The sequence below is a fragment of the Amycolatopsis solani genome (genome assembly GCF_033441515.1).
Classification (GTDB): domain Bacteria; phylum Actinomycetota; class Actinomycetes; order Mycobacteriales; family Pseudonocardiaceae; genus Amycolatopsis; species Amycolatopsis solani.
In genome coordinates this window covers 4,009,677-4,033,165 of sequence record NZ_JAWQJT010000001.1, presented here as the reverse complement: position 1 = coordinate 4,033,165, position 23,489 = coordinate 4,009,677, and the positions used below count along the sequence as shown (strand labels likewise).

The window sequence follows — 23,489 nt, the reverse complement described above, 5'->3', positions numbered from 1 at the left end:
CAGGGCGTCAGTGCGCCGGCGGGGAAATTCCGAGTTCGTTGTCGATGAAGGCGAACACCTCGTCGGCCGACGCGTCGGCGAGGTGTGCCTTCTGCGGCGCGGGTTCCGCGCTCCAGCGGTTCAACAGGGACTTCAGCCGCATTTCGACGCGCAGCCGGAGGTTCTCGTCGGTTTCAACGTCGCCCAGCGACGCCTCCAGCTGGTCCAGCGCGCCGAACGCCGACTCGCCGGGCGTGCCGCCGGGGGTGATCTCGGCCGTCAGGAACCGCGCCAGTGCCACGGGGGTCGGGTGGTCGAAGACGGCGGTGGCCGCCAGCCGCAGGCCGGTGACCTCCCGCAGCCGGTTGCGGACCTCGACCGCGGTCACCGAGTCGAACCCGAGGTCGCGGAACGGCCGTGTGCTGCCGATCGCGTCGGCGCCGCGGTGGCCGAGGACGACCGCGGCTTCGGTGCGGACCAGGTCGAGCACGGCCCGGTCGCGTTCGGCCGCCGTCAGCCCGGCCAGCCGCTCGCGCCAGCCGGCCGCAGCACCTTCGTCATAGCGAGTTTGTTCGTCTTCCAACCGGTCCAGCACCTGCCGGACCGCGGGCAGGTCCTCGATCAGCGGGCGGCGGCGCGACGCCGTGAAGGCCGGCACGAACCGCTCCCAGTCGACGTCGGCCACGGCGAGGAAGGTCTCGTCACGGTCGAGCGCGCCCTGCATGGCCGCCACCGCACGCTCGGGTGCCATCGGCCGCAGGCCGCGGCGGCGCAGCTGCTGCTCGCCTTCGTCCTGCGCCATGCCGCCGCCGGCCCACAGGCCCCAGGCCACCGAAGTCGCCTTGACGCCCCGGGCGCGGCGCTGTTCGGCGAGCGCGTCCAGGTAGGCGTTCGCGGCCGCGTAGGCACCCTGGCCCGCACTGCCCCAGACGCCGGAATTGGACGAGAACAGCACGAACGCTTCGAGGTCGTCGCCGAGCAGCTCGTCGAGGTGCGCGGCGCCCGCGACCTTGGCCGCGAGGACGTCTTCGAACTCGTGCAGCCCGGTTTCGGCCAGCGTGCTCGACTGCGGCAGCCCGGCGGCGTGCACGACGGCCGTGGGTGCGTCTTCCAACCCTGCCAACAGTTCCTCGACGGCCTTGCGCTCGGCGACGTCGCACGCGGCGATGGTCACCGCGCAGCCGAGTTCCCGCAGTTCTTCGGCCAGTTCGACGGCGCCGGGGGCGGCTTCGCCACGACGGCTGGTGAGCACGAGGTGCTCGGCGCCGGACCGGCCCAGCCAGCGGGCAACGTGAGCGCCCAGCGAACCGGTGCCCCCGGTGACGAGCACCGTGCCACGCGGCCGCCACGGCTCCCCCGCGGGCGCCGGACGGGCCGGCCGCAGCCGGCGAGCGAGGATGCCCTGGGCGCGGATCGCGAGCTGGTCTTCCCCGCCGGGCTCGGCCAGCACGCCGGCCAGCCGGTCGGCGGTGCGGTCGTCCACAGTGGCGGGCAGGTCGATCAGACCACCCCACAGTCCCGGGTATTCCAGGCCGACCACGCGGCCGAGGCCCCACAGCTGCGCGGGCACGCTCGACGCCGGTGCGTCGCCTGCTCCGGTGGCCACCGCGCCGCGGGTGACGATCCACAGTGGAGCGTCGATCCCGGCTTCGGCGAGTGCCGGAGCCAACGCCGCGGTCGCCGCGACGCCGGAAGCGATCAGCGGGTGACCGGGCAACGCCGTTTCATCCAAGCCCAGCAGGGAAACCACACCGGCGTACTCCCCCGGCGGCAGGTCCCGCTCCGAGGAGGTCGTGACGACGTCGGCGCCGCGGACGGCGAGTGCATCGACCACCGAAGTGCCGAAGGATCCGGCGGGCACGAGTGCCAGCCAACGTCCGGAAAGCAGCGGCAGCGCCGGTTCGGCGACCGGCGACCAGTCCACCTTCAGGCACCAGGAGTCCACAGTGGATTCTTCGGTGCGGCGGGTGCGCCAGCGGGACAGCGCGGGCAGCACGGCGTCCAAGGCCTCGCTGTCGACGCCGAGGACGCCGGCGAGGTCATCGGTCTCCTCCAAAGCCGTCCAGAGCCCGTCGTCGGCCGGGGCCGCCGGGGCCGGGTCCAGCCAGTACCGCTGGTGGTCGAAGGCGTACGTCGGCAGCGGGACCAGCCGGGCGCCTTCCCCGAACGCGGGCGTCCAGTCGACGTCGACGCCGTGCACCCACGCCTCGCCGAACGACGTGTACAGCCGCTCGAGGCCGCCTTCACCGCGGCGCAGGGTGCCGGTCACGACGGCTTCGTCCACAGTGTCCTGGATGCTCATCGTGAGCACCGGGTGCGAGCTGCACTCGATGAAGGCGTCGTAGCCGTCCTCGGCCAGCCGCCGCACGGTGGTGCCGAAGAGCACCGGGTTGCGCAGGTTCGTGTACCAGTAGGCGCCGTCGAGCCCGGCGGTGTCGATCGGCTCGGCGGTCACCGTGGAGTAGAAAGCGATTTCCGACGACCGCGGCGAGACCGGCGCGAGCAGCTCGCGCAGCTCGGCCTCGATCTCTTCGACCTGGGCCGAGTGGGAGGCGTAGTCGACGGGGATCCGCTTGGCGCGCACGCCGTCGGCTTCGCAGGAGCGGATCAACTCGTCCAGTGCGCCCGGTGAGCCGGAGACCACCACCGCGGCCGGGCCGTTCACGGCCGCGATCGAAAGCCCCTCGGTCAGGCGAGCCTCGACAGCCGAGACCGAAGCAGCCACCGAGACCATGCCCCCGCGCCCGGCCAGCGCCAGGATCGCCTTGCTGCGCAACGCGACCACGCGGGCAGCGTCCTCCAGGGACAGCGCACCGGCGACGGCGGCCGCGGCGATCTCGCCTTGGGAGTGCCCGATCACGGCGTCCGGCTCGACCCCGTGGGCCCGCCAGGCCTCGGCCAGCGACACCATCACGGCGAAGAGCGCGGGCTGCACGACGTCCACCCGCTGGAGCATGGCTTCGTCACCGAGGACGGCCGGCAGCGACCAGTCGACGAACGGCGTCAGCGCGCGTTCGCAGTCCCGCATGCGGGCCGCGAACGCCGGCGACGTGTCCATCAGGTCCAAAGCCATCCCCACCCACTGCGAGCCCTGCCCGGGAAAGACGAAGGCGACCTTGCCCCCGTGGCGCGCGCTGCCCCGCACCAGGCCGGGAGCGGCCTGGCCGTGGGCGAGCGCGCCCAGGACGTCGTGGCCGCTGTGCTCAGCGGCGGCCACGAGCACCGCCCGTTGTTCGAACGTAGACCGGGAGTTCGCGAGGGAGTACCCCACATCTGCGGCCCGGACCCCCTGTGCGGCCCCTACGCGCGCCTGCAGCCGGCGAGCTTGCGAAGCCAGGGAAACGGGGGTTTTCGCGGACAGTACCCAGGGCACCGGGCCGGTCGCGGCGGGCCCGGACGGCTCCGCCGCGACCGGCTCCGGTGCGGCTTCGAGGACCGCGTGGGCGTTGGTGCCGCTCATCCCGAACGACGACACGGCGGCCCGGCGCGGGCGCCCGGTCTCCGGCCACGGCCGGTTTTCCCCGACCAGCCGGACGTTCCCGGCCGTCCAGTCCACATGGGACGACGGCGTGCCGGCGTGCAGGGTGGCGGGCAGCACGCCGTGTCGCAGGGACAGGACCATCTTGATGATCCCGGCGACGCCGGAGGCGGCCTGGCTGTGGCCGATGTTCGACTTCACCGAACCGAGCCACAGGGGGTGCTCGCGGTCACGGCCGTAGGTGGCCAGGAGGGCCTGGGCCTCGATCGGGTCGCCGAGGGTGGTGCCGGTGCCGTGGGCCTCGACGGCGTCGACGTCGTCGAAGGTCAGCCGCGCGTTGGCCACGGCCTGGCGGATCACCTGCTGCTGGGCGGGGCCGTTGGGGGCGGTGAGGCCGTTGGAGGCGCCGTCCTGGTTGACCGCCGAGCCGCGGATCACCGCGAGGACCTCGTGGCCGTTGCGCTGGGCGTCGGCAAGTCGTTCGACCAGCACGACGCCGACGCCTTCGGCCATGCCCATGCCGTCGGCGTCGTCGGAGAAGGCCTTGCAGCGGCCGTCGGCGGCGAGCGCGCGCTGGCGGCTGAAGGCGACGAACGACGCCGGGGTCGACATCAGCGCCACCCCGCCGGCCAGCGCCATCGTGCACTCGCCGTTGCGCAGCGACTGGCAGGCCAGGTGCAGCGCGACCAGCGACGACGAGCACGCGGTGTCGACCGTGACGGCCGGGCCGGTGAGCCCGAAGGTGTAGGAGATCCGGCCGGAGACGACACTGGCCGCGCCGCCGGTGAGCAGGTGGCCCGCCGAGCTGTCCGGCTGGGCCAGCCCGATGCCGTAGTCGGCGTAGTTGGTGCCGACGAACACGCCGGTCGCGCTCCCCCGCAGGCTCTCCGGGTCGACGCCGGCGCGTTCCATCGCCTCCCACGTCGTCTCCAGCAGCAGCCGCTGCTGGGGGTCCATGGTGAGCGCTTCGCGCGGCGAAATGCCGAAGAAGCCCGGGTCGAAGTCGCCCGCTTCGTGCAGGAAGCCGCCGTGGCGGGTGTAGCTGGTGCCCTCGTGGTCGGGATCGGGGTCGAACAGGGCGTCGGTGTCCCAGCCGCGGTTGGCCGGGAACCCGGTGATGGCGTCGCCGCCCGCGGTGATCAGCTCCCAGAGGTCCTCGGGGCTGCTGATGCCGCCGGGGTAGCGGCAGCTCATCGCGACGATCGCGATCGGCTGGTCGTCGGCGACCGCGACGACGGTCTCGGTGACCGCGGTGGTGGCGCCGAAGAGGCCGTCGAGCAGGAACGCGGTGATCCGCTCGGCGGTCGGGTGGTCGAAGGCGAGGGTGGCAGGCAGGCTCTGGCCGGTCTCGGCGGCGAGGCGGTTGCGCAGCTCGACCGCGGTGAGCGAGTCGAAACCGAGCTCACGCAGGGCCACGCCCGGCGCGACGGCGTCCGGGCCGTCGTGGCCGAGCACCGCGGCCGCGGTCGCGCGGACCAGCTCCAGGACGGTCCGGGTGCGGTCCGCCGGGGACCGCCCGCTCAGGCGTTCGCGCAGGCCACCGGTGGTGACCGTGGTCTTCTCCACGGTCAGCGCGCGGCGCACCTCGGGCAGTTCGTCGAGCAGCGGCCGGGGCCGCAGGGCGGTGAACACCGGCGCGAACCGCGTCCAGTCGACGTCGGCCAGCGCGAGGAACGTCTCGTCGTCGGCCAGCACCTGGCGCAGCCCGGCGAAGGCGAGGTCGGGGTCGAGGAACGGCAGGCCCTGACGCAGCAGGCGGCTCGCGTCGAAGTCCTGGTTCTCCTTCGCGTTGTCCCAGGGGTTGACGGCGTTCCAGACGCCCCAGGCCAGCGAGGTGGCCCGGAGGCCGCGGGCACGACGGCGCTCGGCGAGCGCGTCGAGGTGGGCGTTGGCCGCCGCGTAGGCCGCGTGGTCGCCGCTGCCCCACACGCCGGCGATCGAGGAGAACAGCACGAACGCGTCGAGGTCGCGGTCGAACACCGCGTCGAGGTTTTCGGCGCCGAGCACCTTGGCCTTGGCGACGGCGGCGAACCCGGCGACGTCGGTGGCGTCGATGGAGGCCAGCTCGATCAGTGCGGCGGCGTGGATGACCGCGCTGAAGTCGTGGCGGTCGGCGAGGGCCTGGACGTCGGCGCGGTCGGCGACGTCGCAGGCCGCGAAGGTGACGGGGATGTCCAGTGCGGCGGCGAGTTCGGCCGCGCCGGGAGCCTGGTCGCCGCGGCGGCTGGCCAGGACGACGTGCTCGGCGCCGGTGCTCTGGAGCCACTGGGCGATCCGCGGGCCCAGCGCGCCGGTGCCGCCGGTGACCAGCACGGTGCCGCGCAGCGACCACGGACCGCTCTTCGACGCGGGCGCGCGGACCAGGCGGCGGACGAGGACCCCGGAGTCGCGGACGGCGAACTGGTCTTCATCGCCACCGGCGGCCAGGATCGCGGCGAGCCGGGTCGCGGCGCGGTCGTCGAAGTCGGCGGGCAGGTCGACCAGACCACCCCAGCGGTTCGGGTGTTCGAGGCCGATGACCCGGCCGAGGCCCCAGATCTGGGCCTGCGCGGACGACGGCGCCTCGGTGGCGACCGCACCCGAGGTCAGCAGCCACAGCGGCGCGGTGATCTCCGCGTCGCCGAGGGCCTGGGCGAGCAGCAGCGTGCCCGCGACGCCGGACGGCAGTTCCGGGAACTCCGGGTGGGGCTGTTCGTCGAAGCCCAGCAGCGAAACCACACCCGCCGGGTTCGGTTCGGCCTCGCGCAGGCGGGCGGCCAGGCTCTCGCGGTCGCCGGTCACCTCGACCGGCACGATCTCGACGCCGAGCGCGTCCAAAGTGGACGTCTCCTGGCCGGGCGCGACCACCGCGAGCCAGCGGCCCGACAGCGTTCCCGCGGGCTCGGGGGCCGGGCGCCAGCGAACGTCGTAACGCCACGACTCCACAGTGGACTTGTCGTGCGCGGTCCGGCGCCACTCACTGAGCGCGGGCAGCAGCTCGCTCAACGAAATTTCGGGGTCGACGCCGAGGGTGTCGGCGAGGGCCTGGAGGTCGTGGCTGTCGACGACCTCCCAGAACCCGTTGTCGCCTGGAGCCGCCGCGACCGGCGTACCGGGCTTCAGCCAGTAGTGGCGGTGCTGGAAGGCGTAGGTGGGCAGGTCGACGCGGCTCGCACCGGCGAAGTACGGCGTCCAGTCGACCTTGACACCGCGTACGTGTGCTTCGGCGACCGACAGTGCGAAGCGGGCCAGGCCGCCTTCGCCGCGACGCAGCGACCCGAGCGCGACGACGTCTTCGCCGATCGCCATGGTCAGCACCGGGTGCGGCGACGCCTCCACGAACGTGCCGAAGCCCTGGCTCTTCAGCTGCTCGACCGCGATGTCCAGCCGCACGGTGCTGCGCAGGTTCGTGTACCAGTACTCGGCGTCGAGCTCGGTGCCGTCGATCCACTCGCCGGTCACCGTGGAGAAGAACGCCGTCTCGCCCGCTCGCGGCGTGATCGGGGCCAGGACGTCCAGGAGTTCGTCGCGCAGCCGCTCGACCTGGACGGAGTGGGACGCGTAGTCCACCGGGATCCGGCGGGTGCGCACCTCTTCGCACGCGGCCATGAACTCCTCGAGCGCCACGGGCTCGCCGGAGACGACGGTCGCGGCCGGGCCGTTCACGGCGGCGATCGAGATGCGCTCACCCCAGGGCTCGGCCAGCGCCTCGGTCCGTTCCCGTGACGCGGCGACCGAGACCATCCCGCCGGCACCCGCCAGCGCGAGGATCGCCTTGCTACGCAGCGCGACCACCCGTGCACCGTCCTCAAGGGACAGTGCACCCGAGACGACGGCGGCGGCGATCTCACCCTGCGAGTGACCGATCACGGCGTCCGGCCGCACGCCGTGGGCTGCCCACAGCGCGGCGAGGGACACCATCATCGCGAACAACGCGGGCTGCACGACGTCGACGCGGTCCAAGTCGATTTCGCCGTCCAGCAGCGAGAAGCCGGTGTGCGGTTCGAGCGCCCGCGCGCACTCGGTGAACCGGGCCGCGAAGACCTCGGACGTCGCCAGCAGTTCCGTCGCCATCCCGGCCCACTGGGCACCCTGGCCCGGGAAGACCATGGCGACCTTGCCGGCGCTCCCGGCCGTGCCGGTGACGACGTTCGGGGCGGGGGTGCCGTCGGCCAGCGCGCGGACGCCGGCGAGCAGGCGCTCCCGGTCCTCGCCGACCACGACGGCGCGGTGCGCGAACGCGGACCGGGTCGTCGCCAGCGAGTACGCGACCCCGGCCGGGTGCGCCTCGACTGTGGACAGTCGAGCCGCCTGCTCTCGCAGTGCCTCGGCCGACTTCGCCGACAGCACCCACGGCAGCACTCCGGCAGCAGGCTCCGCAACCTCCGGTGAATCGGCGGATTCCTCGAGGATGATGTGCGCGTTGGTGCCGGAGATGCCGAACGACGACACCGCGCCCCGGCGCGGCCCGTCGGCGGTCCAGTCCCGGCCTTCCTGCAGCAGTTCGACCGCGCCTTCGGTCCAGTCGATCTTCGTCGACGGCGTCCCGGCGTGCAGGGTCGGCGGCATCCGGTGGTTCCGCAGCGCCATGACGAGCTTGATGATGCCGCTGACGCCGGCCGCGGCCTGGGTGTGCCCGATGTTGGACTTGACCGACCCGAGCCACAGCGGCGTCGAACGGTCCTGGCCGTAAGTCGCGAGCAATGCCTGCGCCTCGATCGGGTCGCCCAGCGCGGTCCCGGTGCCGTGCGCCTCGACCAGGTCGACGTCCACAGTGGACAGGCGGGCGTCGGCGAGCGCGTCCCGGATCACGCGCTGCTGGGACGGTCCGTTCGGCGCGGACAGGCCGCTGCTCGCGCCGTCCTGGTTCACCGCCGAGCCGCGGACGACGGCCAGTACCGGGTGCCCGAGCCGCCGCGCGTCGGAGAGCCGCTCGACGAGCAGCATGCCGGCGCCCTCGCCCCAGCCGGTGCCGTCGGCGCCCTCGGCGAACGCCTTGCACCGGCCGTTGCCGGACAGGCCGCCCTGGCGCTGCATCTCGGTGAACATGCCCGGGTTGACCATCACCGCGGCGCCACCGGCGAGCGCGAAGTCGGACTCCCCGCGCCGCAGCGATTGCACGGCCAGGTGCAGCGCGACCAGGGAAGACGAGCACGCCGTGTCGACGGTGACGGACGGACCTTCGAGCCCGAGGGTGTAGGAGATCCGGCCGGACAGGACGCTGGTCGCGGTGCCGGTCATCAGGTGCCCGGCGACCGCCTCGGCGTCCTCCCCCGCCTCGGTGGCGTAACCCTGGTGCGCGGCACCGACGAACACCGCGGACCGGCTGCCCCGCAACGTCTCCGGCACGATCCCGGCGCGCTCCAGCGCCTCCCACGACGTCTCCAGCAGCAGCCGCTGCTGCGGATCCATGGCCAATGCTTCCCGCGGCGAGATGCCGAAAAAGCCGGCGTCGAACAAGCCCGCGTCGTGGACGAACCCACCCTCGGCCGCGAAACCGGCGTCGTGCGCGTCGGGCCAGCCGCGGTCGGCGGGGAACCCGGACATCGCGTCGCGGCCGCCGTCCACCAGCTGCCACAGCTCCTCGGGCGAGCGGACGCCGCCCGGGAACCGGCAGGCCATCCCGACGATCGCGATCGGCTCGAACCCGGCGTCCTCCACCTCCTGGATGCGCTTGCGGGCGCGCCGGAGGTCCGCGGTCACCTTCTTCAGGTATTCCCGGAGCTTCGCGTCGTTGTCCATCAGGCCCCATCCCGTCGGTGCGTGGCGTCCATTCAGGACAGCCCGAGCTCGTTGTCGATCAGGTCGAAGATTTCGTCGTCGGTGGCGGCGTCGAGCCCGTCGCCGGACTCCTCCTCCGCCTGCGTGGCACGCCGCCGGGCCAGCAACGTCTCCAGGCGCGCGGTGATCCGCCTGCTGTCGCCGGCGGTTTCGAGCACGCGCTCGAGCCGGTCGAGCTCGGCCAGAACCGCCGCGTCCGCGTCCGCTTCTTCGGGCACGAGCCCGGCCAGCAGGTGCGCCGCCAGGTCGGCGGGCGACGGGTGGTCGAAGATCAGCGTGGCCGGCAGGCGCAGCCCCGTCTCGGCGGTGAGCCGGTTGCGCAACTCCACCGCGGTCAGCGAGTCGAAGCCGAGGTCCAGGAAGCCGCGGCCGCCTTCGACGTCGGCGGCCGAACCGTGGCCCAGCACCGTGGCGACGTGCCCGCGCACCACGTCGAGCAGGAACTCGCCGCGCTCGGCCGCGGGCACCGCCCCGAGGCGCTGGGCGAACGGCGGACCGGCGGGCTCTCCCTCCGACGCCACTTCGGCGGTCCGGCGGGCCGGGGCCCGCACCAGCGAAGCGAACAGCGGCGGCAATCCTTCCTGCGCGCCGAGCGCGGCCGTGTCGAGCTGCAGCGGCAGCAGCACCGGCTCGGGCCGCGCGGCGGCGACGTCGAACAGGTCGAGGCCGCTTTCGGCGGTGAACGGGACGAACGCGGACCGCTGCAGCTTCGCCCGGTCGGCGTCGCCGAGCCCGCCGAGCATCCCGTCGGTGGCCCACGGCCCCCACGCCAGCGAACCGGCGGGCAGGCCGCGGGCCGCGCGGTACTGCGCGAGCGCGTCGAGGAACGCGTTGGCCGCGGCGTAGTTGCCCTGGCCGGGGCTGCCCAGCGTGGCCGCCGCCGAGGAGAACAGCACGAACGCCGCCAGACCGAGGTGCCGCGTGAGCTCGTGCAGGTTCAGCGCGGCGTCCACCTTGGGCCGCAGCACCGCGTTCAGCCGCTCGGGCGTCAGCGACGCGACGACGCCGTCGTCGAGGACGCCGGCCGCGTGCACCACCCCGGTGAGCGGGCGGTCGGCCGGGATCGCGGCGAGCACCGCCGCCAGCTCCCGGCGGTCGGCGGCGTCCCCGGCGACGATCCGCACGTTCGCGCCGAGTTCCCGCAGGTCGGCGGCCAGTTCGGCGGCGCCGGGGGCGTCCGGCCCGCGCCGGCTCAGCAGGAGCAGGTCGCGGACGCCGTGCCCGGTGACCAGCCGCCGGGCGAGCAGGCCGCCCAGCGCGCCGGTGCCGCCGGTGATCAGCACCGTGCCGGGGCCGAAGCACGACGGCATGGTGAGCACGACCTTGCCGACGTGCTTGGCCTGGCTGACGAACCGGAACGCCTCGGGCGCGCGCCGCACGTCCCAGGTCCGCACCGGCAGCGGCGTCAGCGCGCCGGCTTCGAACAGCGCGATGACCTCGGTGAACAGTTCGCGGATCCGGTCCGGACCGGCTTCGACGAGGTCGAACGCCTGGTACGCCACGCCGGGGTGGGCGGCGGCGACGTCACCCGCGTCGCGGACGTCGGCCTTGCCCATCTCCAGGAACCGCCCGCCGCGCGGCATGAGCGCGAAGGACGCCTCGATGAACTCCTGCGTCAGCGCGTTGAGCACGACGTCGACGCCCCGGCCGCCGCTGGCCTCGCGGAACAGTTCGGCGAACCCGGTGGTGCGCGAGGACGCCAGGTGCGCGTCGTCGAGCCCGGACGCGCGCAGGACGTCCCACTTGCCGGGGCTCGCGGTGGCGTAGACCTCGGCGCCGAGGTGGCGGGCCAGCTGGATGGCGGCCATGCCGACGCCGCCGGCCCCGGCGTGGATCAGCACGGACTCCCCGGCCCGGAGCCCGGCCAGGTCGACGAGGCCGTAGTAGGCGGTGAGGAACACGATGGGCACCGAAGCCGCTTCGCTGAACGACCAGCCTTCGGGCATCTTCGCGAGCATCCGCTGGTCCGCGACCGAGCGCGGGCCGAACGAGCCGGGGAAGAAGCCCATCACCTTGTCGCCGGGCTTCATCCCGGTGACGCCCTCGCCGCACTCCAGCACGACGCCGGCGCCTTCGATGCCCATGATCGGCTCGCCCGGGTACATGCCGAGGCCGATGAGCACGTCCCGGAAGTTCATCCCGGCCGCGAGGATGGCCACCCGGACCTGGCCCGGTTCGAGCTTCTCCGGCAACGGGTTCGGGATGAGCGCGAGGTTTTCGAGGGTCCCGGCGCCGGTGGTGTCGAGCCGCCAGTTGCCCTCGGCGGGCACGCGCAGCAGCTCGCCGGAGCCGGCGCGGACCAGCCGCGCGGCCAGCGCGTGGCCGTCCCGCAGCGCGAGCTGCGGTTCGCCCGAAGCGACCGCGCCCAGCAACGCTGCCGAACGCGGGTCTTCGTCGTCGAGGTCGACCAGCACGAGCCGGCCGGGGTTCTCGAACTGCGCCGACCGCAGCAGGCCCCACACGGGCGCGGCGGTGAGGTCGGGTACGCGGTCGCCGTCGACCGCGCCGACCGCGCCGCGGGTGACCAGCACCAGCCGGGCGGTGCTGAACCGCTCGTCGGCCAGCCAGGCGCGGACGAGGTCCAGCGCGAAACCGGCCCGGTCCTTCGGCTGCGGCGAGTGCCGGATCGCGGAGAACACGAACTGCGGTTCCTCGCCGGTTTCCGCCGTGCTGCGGCCCAGGTCCGCGAGGTCCACATAGGACTCCACCGTGCCGGCGGAACCGAGCCCGGCGACCAGGCCGAGCGGGTCCGGGCCGATGACGGCGTACCGGCCACCGGTCGTTTCGGGCACCGGGATCGGTGTCCACTCGACGTGGAACAGGGAGTCGCCGCAGTCCGGGCCGCGGAGCTGCTCGGCCGAAACCGGCCGCAGCACCAGAGCGGCCACCGATGCGACCGGCGCCCCGGTGGCGTCGGCGACGTCGACCGCGACCGCGTCGCCGGCACCCGGGCGCAGCCGGACCCGCAGCGCGGCGGCCCCGGTGGCGTGCAGGGTGACGCCGGTCCAGGCGAACGGCAGCCGCGGCCCGGTTCCGCCGTCCCGCAGCCCGAGCGCGTGCAGTGCGGCGTCGAGCAACGCCGGGTGCAGGCCGAACGCGCCCGCCTGCTGTTGCTCCGGCAGGGCGACCTCGGCGTAGATCTCCTCGCCCGCACGCCAAGCCGCGCGCAGGCCGCGGAATGCCGGGCCGTAGCCGAAGCCGGACGCCGCGAGGGTGTCGTAGAAGTCCGTCACGTCAACGGGTTCCGCTCCGGCGGGCGGCCACTCGGTCAGTCCGGCGGCTTCCGCCGCGGCCGCCGGGGCGAGCACGCCGGCCGCGTGGGCGGTCCACTCGTCCTGGCCCTCCGGTCGCGAGTGGACGGTCAGCTCGCGGCGGCCCTCGGCGTCCGGACCGCCCACCGCGACCTGGATCGCGACGGCGTCGTGCTCGCGCAGCACGAGCGGGGCAGCCAGCGTCAGCTCTTCGAGCGCCGGGCAGCCCACCTGGTCACCCGCCCGCACCGCGAGCTCGACGAACGCGGTGCCGGGCAGCAGGATCGTGCCGAGCACGGCGTGGTCGGCCAGCCACGGCTGCGTGGCCAGGGACAGCCGTCCGGTGAGGACGACGCCGTCACCGCCGGCCAGCGGCAGGGTCGCGGCCAGCAGCGGGTGGCCCGCGTCGGTGAGTCCGGCCGCGCCGACGTCACCGGCAGCGGCGGAGACCTCGGGCCAGAAGCGCCGGTGCTGGAAGGCGTACGTCGGCAGCGGGACGCGGCGGGCGCCGGGGAATCCGGCCGAGAAGTCGACCGGGACCCCGCGGACCCAGAGCCCGGCGAGCGCGGTGGCGTACGTGCGCTCCTCCGGCCGGTCGCGGCGCAGCAGCGGCACGGCGACGACGTCCTCGCCGAGGCAGTCCGCGGCCATGGCGCTGAGGACGGCGTCCGGGCCCGCTTCGAGGAACGTCCGGACACCCTGGCCGGCCAGGGTCGCGACGGCGTCGGCGAACCGCACCGACGCGCGTACCTGGTGCACCCAGTAGTCCGGAGTGGACAGTTCGGAACCGGCGAGCTCGCCGGACACCGTGGACACCACAGCGCGCTCGGCCGGGTGGTAGGTCAGCCGGTTCGCGACCGCGGCGAAGTCGTCGAGCATCGCGTCCATCCGCGGGGAGTGGAACGCGTGGCTCACCTTGAGCCGCTTGGTCCGCACGCCGGCGGCCGCGAACCCGGCGGCCAGTTCCAGCACGACGTCTTCGTCGCCGGAGACGACGACCGACCCCGGCCCGTTGACGGCGGCGATGCCGGCCCGGCCGCCGGTCTTGGCCACCTCGGCGGCCACGGCTTCTTCGCCTGCCCGCAGCGAAATCATCGCGCCGCCGTCCGGCAGCGCGTCCATCAGGCGGCCGCGGGCGGCGACCAGCTCGGCGGCGTCGGCCAGCGACAGGACGCCGGCGACGTGCGCGGCGACGAGCTCGCCGATCGAGTGCCCGGCGAGGTAGTCCGCGTGCACGCCCCAGCTTTCGGCCAGCCGGTGCAGCGCCAGCTCCACGGCGAACAACGCGGTCTGGGTGTAGGCGGTCCGGTCCAGCAGGGCGGCCTTTTCGGTGCCGGGCGCGGCGAAGACGAGGTCCCGGATCGAGTGCTCCAGGTGCGGGTCGAGGTGCGCGCAGGCTTCGTCGAACGCGTCGGCGTAAACGCCGAACCGGGCGTACAGCTCCCGGCCCATACCGGCGCGCTGGGCGCCTTGCCCGGTGAACAGCACGGCGAGCGGGCCGGTGGCCGCCTCGCCGGAGAGCACGTCGGGCGCGGGCGTGCCCTCGGCGAGCGCGGCGAGTCCCGCCCGGAAGTCCGCGGCCGTGGTACCGAGCACGACGGCCCGGTGGTCCAGCGCGGCACGGCCGGTGGCGAGGGAGAACCCGATGTCGCCGGGCGTCCCGTCCACTTCGGACAGCCGGGCGGCCTGCGCCCGGAGCGCGGCCACCGACCGGCCCGAGACCGGCCACGGCACCAGCCCGGAGCGCCCCAATGTGGCGTTCGGTGCATTGAATGACACTGCGGCGCGAAGCGCCTCCGTTGAGGGTGGCGGCGGGGGCATGGGAGGAGCACCCAATGTGGCGTTCGGTGCATCCAGCGCACCCAATGTGGCGTTCGGTGCGTCCAACGCACCCAATGTGGCGTTCGGTGCGTCCAACGCACCCAACGCCACATTGGGGCGCTCGGCCTGCTCGATGATGGTGTGCGCGTTGGTGCCGGAGATGCCGAACGAGGAGACTCCGGCCCGGCGCGGGCGGTCGGCGGGCCACTCGCGGGCTTCGGTGAGCAGCTCGACCGCACCCGCCGTCCAGTCCACGTGCGACGATGGCGCGTCGACGTGCAACGACTTCGGCAGCACGCCGTGCCGCATCGCCATGACCACCTTGATCACGCCGGCGGCCCCGGCGGCGGCCTGTGTGTGGCCGATGTTGGACTTGATGGAACCCAGCCACAGCGGCGTTTCGCGGTCCTGGCCGTAGGTCGCGAGGACCGCCTGCGCCTCGATCGGGTCGCCGAGCGTCGTGCCGGTGCCGTGTGCCTCGACGACGTCCACCTCGGACGGCGCCAGGCCCGCGCTCGCCAGCGCCGCGCGGATCACGCGCTGCTGGGACGGGCCGTTCGGCGCGGTCAGGCCGTTCGAGGCGCCGTCGGAGTTGACCGCCGATCCGCGGACGAGCGCGAGGACTTCGTGGCCGTTGCGGCGGGCGTCGGAAAGCCGTTCCAGCAGCAGCAATCCCGCGCCTTCGGCCCAGCCGGTACCGTCGGCCGCCTCGGCGAACGGCTTGCACCGGCCGTCCGGGGCCAGCCCGCGCTGGCGGCTGAACTCGACGAACGCGCCGGGCGTCGACATGACCGTGACCCCGCCGGCGACGGCCATCGTGGACTCGCCCTGGCGCAGCGACTGGCAGGCCAGGTGCAGCGCGACCAGCGAGGACGAGCACGCCGTGTCGACCGCGACCGACGGCCCCTCCAGCCCGAAGGTGTAGGAGACGCGCCCGGCGATGACGCTCGTGGTGTTCCCGGTCAGCAGGTGCCCTTCGACGCCCGACGCCGAGCCGAGCATGGTGACGTAGTCCTGGCCGTTGGTGCCGGCGAACACGCCGGTTTTGCTACCACGCAGCGAATGCGGGTCGATGCCGGCCCGCTCGAACAGCTCCCACGACGTCTCGAGCAGCAGCCGCTGCTGCGGGTCCATCGCGAGGGCCTCGCGCGGTGAGATCCCGAAGAACGCCGCGTCGAACTGGCCGACACCCTCAAGGAAGCCGCCGTCGCGGGCGTAGCTGCGGCCGCTCTTGCCCGGGTCCGGGTCGTAGAGCGCGCCGAGGTCCCAGCCGCGGTCGTCGGGGAAGCCGGAAATGCCGTCGCCGCCTTCGCCGACGAGCCGCCAGAGGTCTTCGGGCGAGCGGACCCCGCCCGGGTAGCGGCAGCTCATCGCGACGATCGCGATCGGGTCGTCGGCGACCTCGGTCACGGTCGCGGGCGTGCCCGGTTTCGGGGCGTCGGCACCGAAGATTTCGCCGAGCAGGCGGTCGGTCAGGTCGGCCGGGGTCGGGTGGTCGAACACCAGCGTCGAGGGCAGGGCGAGGCCGGTGTCGGCGGTCAGGCCGTTGCGCAGCTCGACCGCGGTGAGCGAGTCGAAACCCAGGTCCTTGAAGGGCCGGACCGGCTCGATCGCCTCGGCGCCGTCGTGCCCGAGGACCGCCGCGGCGCGGGCGCGCACGACGTCGAGGAGCACGCGACGTCGTTCGGGCGCGGGCAGCCCGGCCAGCCGGGTGGTCAGCTCGGCCGTACCGCGAGCGGTTTCGCCTTCCGTCACGGCGAACTCGGGCAGTTCGGCCATCAGCGGCCGGGTGCGGGCGGCCGCGTACGACGGCGCGAACCGGGCCCAGTCGACGTCGGCCACGACGACGGTGGTCTCGTTCAGTTCGACGGCCTGGAGGAGCGCCCGCAGACCAAGGTCCGGGTCCAGCGGCCGGAGCCCGCGACGGCGGAGCAGCTCGTCACCCTCTTCGGACGCGCCCATGCCGGCGCCCGCCCACGGGCCCCAGGCGATCGACGTCCCGGCGAGCCCGGCGGCGCGGCGGCGTTCGGCGAGCGCGTCGAGGTGCGCGTTCGCGGCCGCGTACGCGCCCTGGTGGCCGCTGCCCCAGACGCCCGCGATGGACGAGAACAGCACGAAGGCTTCGAGGTCGTCGCCGAGCAGCTCGTCGAGGTGGACGGCGCCGTCGACCTTCGCGCTGACGACTTCCGCGAAGTCCTCAGTGGACGATTCGCCGATCGGCGTGAACCGGCCGTAGCCCGCGGCGTGGAAGGCCGCGGTCACGGACCGTCCTTCGAGGACTCCGGCCAGCGCGGTGCGGTCGGCCACGTCACAGGCGATGATCTCGGCGTCCGCGCCGAGGTCACGCAGCTGCGTCGCGAGTTCGGCCGCGCCGGGGGCATCCGGTCCGCGACGGCTGAGCAGCAGGAGGTGCCGGGCGCCCCGCGCGGCAAGTTTCCGCGCGAGAGCGCTGCCCAGTGCCCCGGTGCCGCCGGTGATCAGGGTGGTACCCGACGGCGTCCAGCCACCGGGTTCGGTGCCGGCCGGGGCGCGGACGAGCCGGGGCACGAACGCGCCGGACGCCCGGAGCGCCACCTGGTCCTCGGTCGTGCCCGCGGCGAGGAGGCCCGCGAGGCGGTCGTGGCCGCGGTCGTCGAGCGTGGCCGGGAGGTCGAGCAGGCCGACGTCACGACCGGTGAGTTCCAGCGCGGCGACCCGGCCGAGGCCCCAGACCTGCGCGAGCGCGGGGTCGGGGGCGGCGTCGGAACGGGCGGTGCGCACGGCTTCGGTGGTGACGCACCACAGTGGACCGGGCAGGTCGGCTTGCAGCACGGTGAGGGCTTCGCCGAGGCTCGCCGGGAACGCGAGCGCGCCGGCGATGTCGTCCACCTCGTGCAGCCGTTCGACGGGCAGCGTGACGACGTCCGCGCCCCGCTCGGCCAGGCTCTCGGCGATCCCGGCGGGCTCGGTGCCGATGATCAGCCAGGTGCCGGACAGCCGGTCGGCCGCGATCGGGTGCGGCCGCCACGCGACGCGGTAGCGCCACGATTCGAGGGTGCTCGCCTCGCGGTGGCGGGTGCGCCAGGCCTGGAGCGCGGGCTGGATCGCGACGGCGAGGTCTTCGTCGACGGCGAGGTCACGGGCCAGATCGCCGTTCTCGACGACGGCCCAGAACTCGGCGTCGGCGGTGTCGGCGACAGCCTGCGGCCGGGCGGGCTCGAGCCAGTACCGCTGGTGCTCGAAGGGGTACGTCGGCAGCGCGACGGCCCGGCCCGCGGAGCCGGCGTAGAGGCTCTCCCAGTCCAGGTCGACGCCGTTGACGTGCAGCCGGGCCAGCGCGGTGAAGAACGTCCGCTCCTCGTCGCGCTCCCGCCGTAGCGCGGGGATCGCGGTGCCGGAGACCATCGCGCTGAGCACCCCGTCCGGCCCCAGCTCCAGGAACACCCCGACCCCAGCGGCTTCCAACGTCGAGACGCCATCCGCGAACCGGACCGCTTCCCGGACGTGCCGCACCCAGTAGTCCGCGGTGAAGGGCTCGGCGAGAGCACCGCTCACATTCGAGATCACCGGTATCGTCGCAGAGCGGTACGTCAGAGACTCAGCGACCGCGCGGAAGTCCTCCAGCATCGGGTCCATCAGCGGCGAATGGAACGCGTGACTGACGGTGAGGCGCTTGGTCTTCGGGAACTGCGCGGCGATGGCCAGGACCGCAGCCTCGTCACCGGAAATGACTACCGACTCGGGGCCGTTCACCGCGGCGATCGAGACGCCCTCGGTGAGGGTGATCGCGGATTCGGGGGCGGCGATCGAGACCATCGCGCCACCGGTGGGGAGGGCTTGCATGAGGGAGGCGCGCGCGGAGACCAGGCGGCAGGCGTCTTCGAGGGACAGGACTCCGGCTACGTGGGTGGCAGAGATCTCGCCGATCGAATGCCCGGCGACGAAGTCTGGGCGGACGCCGAAGGACTCGACCAGGCGGTAAAGGGCGACTTCGACGGCGAAGAGGGCCGGTTGCGTGAACTCGGTGCGGTCGAGGAGTTCGGGGGTGGTGAGGGCCTCGCGGAGCTTCGGGTCGAGGTGGGACAGGACCGCGTCGAAAGCCTCGGCGTAGACCGGGAAGCGGGAGTACAGACCCTCGCCCATGCCGATCCGCTGGGCGCCCTGGCCGGTGAACAGCACCGCCAGCAACGCGTCGCGGTCGGCGGTGCCGGTGACCACGGCAGCGTCCGAACCCCCCTCGGCGAGAACTCCCAAGGCACGATCGATTTCGTCGCCGGACGCCACGAGCACCGCGCGGTGGTCGTGCGTGGCCCGCGTGAAAGCCAAGGAGTACGCGAGATCCTGCGGAGCCAGGTCTGCACCTCGAAGACGGGCGGCTTGGGCTTGCAACGCCGTCGCGCTCCGAGCCGACAACGGGACCAGCGGCGGTGTCACGTCCGGGCCCGCCGGCGAAACGGCGACCGGGGAAGCCTGTTCCAGAACCACGTGCGCGTTGGTCCCGCTCACACCGAACGCCGACACCGCGGCCCGGCGCGGGCCGTCGGAATCCCACGCACGCTCCTCGGTGAGCAGCTCCACCGCCCCGGCCGTCCAGTCCACTTGGGACGACGGCGTGTCGACGTGCAGAGTCCGGGGCAGGACGCCGTGCCGCATGGCGAGGACCATCTTGATCACGCCCGCCACGCCGGACGCCGACTGCGTGTGGCCGATGTTCGACTTCAGCGAGCCCAGCCACAGCGGCCGGTCGCGGTCGCGGCCGTACGTTGCCAGCAGGGCCTGCGCTTCGATCGGGTCGCCCAGCCGGGTGCCGGTGCCGTGCGCTTCGACCGCGTCGACGTCCGAAGTGGACAGCCCGGCGTTGGCCAGCGCGGCCCGGATCACCCGCTGCTGCGAAGGACCGTTCGGGGCGCTCAAGCCGTTGGAGGCACCATCCTGGTTGACGGCCGAACCGCGCACCACGGCGAGCACCGTGTGCCCGTTGCGCCGGGCGTCCGACAGCCGCTCCAGCAGGACCAGACCGACGCCTTCGCCCCAGCCGGTGCCGTCGGCCGCGTCCGCGAAGGACTTGCAGCGGCCGTCTTCGGCGAGCCCGCGCTGACGGCTGAACTCGACGAACGCCGCCGGGTGCGCCATCACCGTGACGCCGCCGGCGAGAGCCATCGAGCACTCGCCCTGCCTCAGCGACTGGCAGGCGAGGTGCAGGGCCACCAGCGACGACGAGCACGCCGTGTCGACGGTGACCGCCGGCCCCTCCAGGCCGAACGTGTAGGACAGCCGGCCCGACACGACCGCCGGGGCGCTGCCGGTCAGCAGGTAACCCTCGGAGCCGCCGGATTCGTCGCGCGCGCCGACGCCGTAGCCGGACGAAGTCGCGCCGACGAACACACCGGTTCCGCTGCCGCGCAACGAATCCGGGTCGATGCCCGCCCGCTCGAAGACCTCCCACGACGTCTCGAGCAGGACGCGCTGCTGCGGGTCCATGGCCAGGGCCTCACGCGGCGAGATGCCGAAGAACCCGGCGTCGAACGCGGCCGCCGTGGTCATGAACCCGCCTTCGCGGGTGTAGCTGGTGCCGAGGTTCGCCGGGTCCGGGTCGTACAGCGCGGCCAGGTCCCAGCCGCGATCCGCGGGGAACGGCCCGACGCCGTCCGCGCCCTCGGCGATCAGGCGCCACAGGTCCTCGGGCGACTGGACGTCCCCCGGGTAGCGGCAGCCCATGGCCACGATCGCGATCGGTTCGTCGGACGCGGTGGCCGTGACCGGGCCCGCGGTGACGGCCGTGCTGCCGGACACCTCGCCCAGGAGGTGCTCGGCCAGCGCCCGCGGGTGCGGGTGGTCGAAAACGACGGTGGCCGGGAGGCGGACACCGGTCACCGTCGTCAGCCGGTTGCGGAGTTCGACCGCCGTCAGGGAGTCGAAGCCCAGCTCGCGGAACGCCCGATCGGCGGGAACGGCGGCACCCGAGTCGTGGCCGAGCACGGCGGCGGCCTGGGCGCGCACGAGTTCGAGGACGTGGTGGGCGGCCTCGCGGGGACCGAGGTCGCGGACCGCGTCGGCGAGCCCGCTGCCGACCTCGGTGACGACCTCTCCGGCGGCGAGGTGCTCGCGGACCTCGGGGAGGTCTTCGATCAGCGGGCGGCGGCGAGCGGCGGTGAACCCGTCGGCGAACCGCGGCCAGTCCATGTCCGCGACGGCGACGAAGGTGTCGTCGGCGTCGAGGGCGTGCTGCAGCGCGGCGATCGCCAGCTTGGGGTTCATTTCCCGCAGGCCGCGGCGGCGCAGGTGCTCCTTCGCCTCGGCGCTGCCCGCCATGCCGTCGCCGGCCCAGGAACCCCAGGCCACCGCGGTGGCCGTCCGGCCGGCCGCACGGCGGCGGGCGGCGAGCGCGTCGAGATGGGCGTTCGCGGCGGCGTAGGCGCCTTGGCCCGCGCTGCCCCAGACACCCGCGTTGGAGGAGAAGAGGACGAACGCGTCGAGGTCGTCGCCGAGGAGTTCGTCGAGGTGGTCGGCCCCGGCGGCCTTAGCCGCGAGCACGTCGGCGAACTCTTCGACGCTCGTGTCGGCGATGGTCCCCGCCTGCGGCAGGCCCGCGGTGTGCACGACGGCACGCACGTCGAGCCCGTCGACGAGGGTGGCCACGGCGTCGCGGTCGGCGAGGTCGCAGGCCGCGAAGGTGACTTCGGCGCCGAGAGCGGTCAGGTCCGCTTCGAGCGCTTCGGCGCCCGGGGCGGCCGCGCCGCGACGGCTGACCAGCACCAGGTGTTCCGCGCCGGCCCCGGCGAGCCAGCGGGCGACGTGCCCGCCGAGCGCGCCGGTCCCGCCGGTGACCAGCACCGTGCCCGCGGGCCGCCACTTCCGGGCCGGCTCACCGCCTGGGGCGTGCGCGAGCCGGCGCGCGAAGACGCCGGAAGCCCGCACGGCGACCTGGTCTTCGTGGTCGAGCCCGGCGAGGACGGCGGTCAGCCGGCGCGCGGCCCGGCGGTCGAGCGTGGCGGGCAGATCGACGAGCCCGCCCCAGCGTTCGGGGTGTTCGAGGCCGGCGACCCGGCCCAGCGCCCAGACCTGCGCGGGGTCCGCGCCGGGTGCGGCGTCACCGGGCAGCGCGGCCACGGCGCCCCGCGTCAGCAGCCACAGCGGCGCGGTGCTCCCGGCCAGCGCCCGCACCAGCAGCAGCGTGCTCGGCGCGTCCGGCAGCAAAGACACCACGCCGTTGACATCGGTGAGGTCGCCGACGGACTCGACCACCTCGGGCTCGGCCCCGGCCGCCGCGAGGGCGTTCGTCACGTCGGTGGCGTCGGTGCCGGGCGCGACGACCACGAGCCAGCGGCCGGACAGCGTCGCGGCGGCCGGCTCGGCGAGGGGCTTCCACTCGACGCGGTAGCGCCAGGAGTCCACAGTGGACTTCTCGTGCCGGAGCCGTCGCCACCGGGCGAGGGCGGGCAGCAGCTCGGCGAACGAAGACTCGGAGCCGACGCCGAGCAGCTCGGCCAGCGCGCCGACGTCCTCCCCCTCGACGGCGGTCCAGAACCGGGCATCGGCGGGGTCGCCGGCGGCGGGCTTGACCGGCGCGTCGAGCCAGTACCGCTTGCGCTGGAAGGCGTAGGTCGGGAGGTCGACGATCCGGCCGTCGGGGAACGCCGGCGTCCAGTCGACGGCGATCCCGTTGACGTGCGCTTCGGCGAGCGCGGTGTGGAACCGGGTGAGCCCGCCGTCGTCGCGGCGCAGACTTCCCAGCGCCACGACGTCCTCGCCCAGCGCCATGGTCAGCACCGGGTGCGGCGACGCCTCGATGAACGAAGTGAACCCCTCGGTTTTCAGCCGCTCGACGGCCGAGTCCAGCCGTACCGTGCCGCGCAGGTTCCGGTACCAGTACTCGGCGTCGACGCTCTCGTTCCACTCGCCCGTCACCGTCGAGATGAAAGCGATCTCGCCCGCGCGCGGAGTAATCGGAGCCAGGACGTCGAGGAGTTCGTCGCGCAGCTGCTCGACCTGCACCGAGTGGGAGGCGTAGTCCACCGGCACCCGCTTCGCGCGGACACCGTCGGCCTCACAGGACGCGATCAACGCGTCGAGGGCACCCGGCTCACCCGAGACCACCACGGCGGCCGGGCCGTTCACCGCCGCGATGGAGATCCCGTCGGTCAGTCGCGCCTCGACGTCGGCGAGCGAAGCCGCGACCGAGACCATGCCACCCCGGCCGGCCAGCGCGAGGATCGCTTTGCTGCGCAACGTGACCACGCGAGCACCGTCCTCAAGGGACAGCGCACCCGACACCACCGCGGCGGCGATTTCGCCCTGCGAGTGCCCCACCACCGCGTCCGGCACGACACCGTACGACCGCCACAGCTCCGCCAGCGACACCATCACGGCGAACAAGGCGGGCTGCACGACATCCACCCGGGTCAGCGCTTCCGCGTCCGCCAAGACCTCTCGCAACGACCAGTCCACGAAGGACTCCAAAGCCGCCGCACACTCGTCCAGGCGAGCCGCGAACACCGGCGCCGACGACGCCAGCTCGAGCGCCATCCCGGCCCACTGCGAACCCTGGCCCGGGAACACCAGTGCCACCTTGCCGCGGGCGGACACCTCACCGGTGACGAGGCCGGGGTGCGGCTCACCGGCGGCGAGAGCAGCGAGTCCGCCTTCCCCGGTGACGACCGCACGATGGCTCAGCAGCGCCCGCGACTTCACCAGCGAATACCCGATGTCGGCCGGGTCCCCGGCGTGCTCCAGCAGTGCGGAAGCCTGTGCGCGCAACGCTTCCGGCGAGCCCGCCGAAAGCACCCACGGCACCGGTGACGAGGCGGCTCGCGAAGGCAGCGCCGGTTCCTCCGGCGCCTGCTCCAGGATCACGTGCGCGTTGGTCCCGCTGACCCCGAACGACGAGACGCCGATCCGCCGCGGCTGCCCGGTCTCCGGCCACGGCGTCGGCTCGGTGAGGAGCCGGACCTCGCCCGCGCTCCAGTCCACTTGGGACGACGGCGCGTCGATGTGCAGCGACTGCGGCAGCAGGCCCTGCCGCATGGCCTGGACGGACTTGATGATCCCGGCGACACCCGCGGCGGCCTGGGTGTGCCCGAGGTTGGACTTCACCGAGCCCAGCAGCAGCGGGCGGTCGGCGGCGCGGCCGCGACCGTAGGTGGCCAGCAGCGCCTGCGCCTCGATCGGGTCGCCCAGCGTGGTGCCGGTGCCGTGCGCCTCGACGGCGTCGACCTGCTCGG

General features: G+C 73.9%; 2 protein-coding genes (1 of these 2 only partly in view). Both read right to left on the bottom strand.

Going from position 1 to position 23,489, the window contains the following annotated elements; translation table 11 throughout:
• Window positions 1-7 precede the first annotated feature (7 nt).
• Window positions 8-9,181: a type I polyketide synthase gene (locus tag SD460_RS18765; protein WP_438860841.1), complete on the bottom strand. Its 9,174-nt coding sequence runs from the start codon at window positions 9,179-9,181 to the stop codon at window positions 8-10.
• A gap of 29 nt (window positions 9,182-9,210) precedes the next feature.
• A protein-coding gene (locus SD460_RS18760) for a type I polyketide synthase (protein ID WP_318306441.1) crosses the window boundary here: on the bottom strand, window positions 9,211-23,489 show its 3' portion. It continues 1,003 nt past the right edge of the window; 14,279 of the gene's 15,282 nt are visible here — the last part of the coding sequence; its start codon lies beyond the right edge, outside the window — the gene reads right to left on this strand; the stop codon is at window positions 9,211-9,213.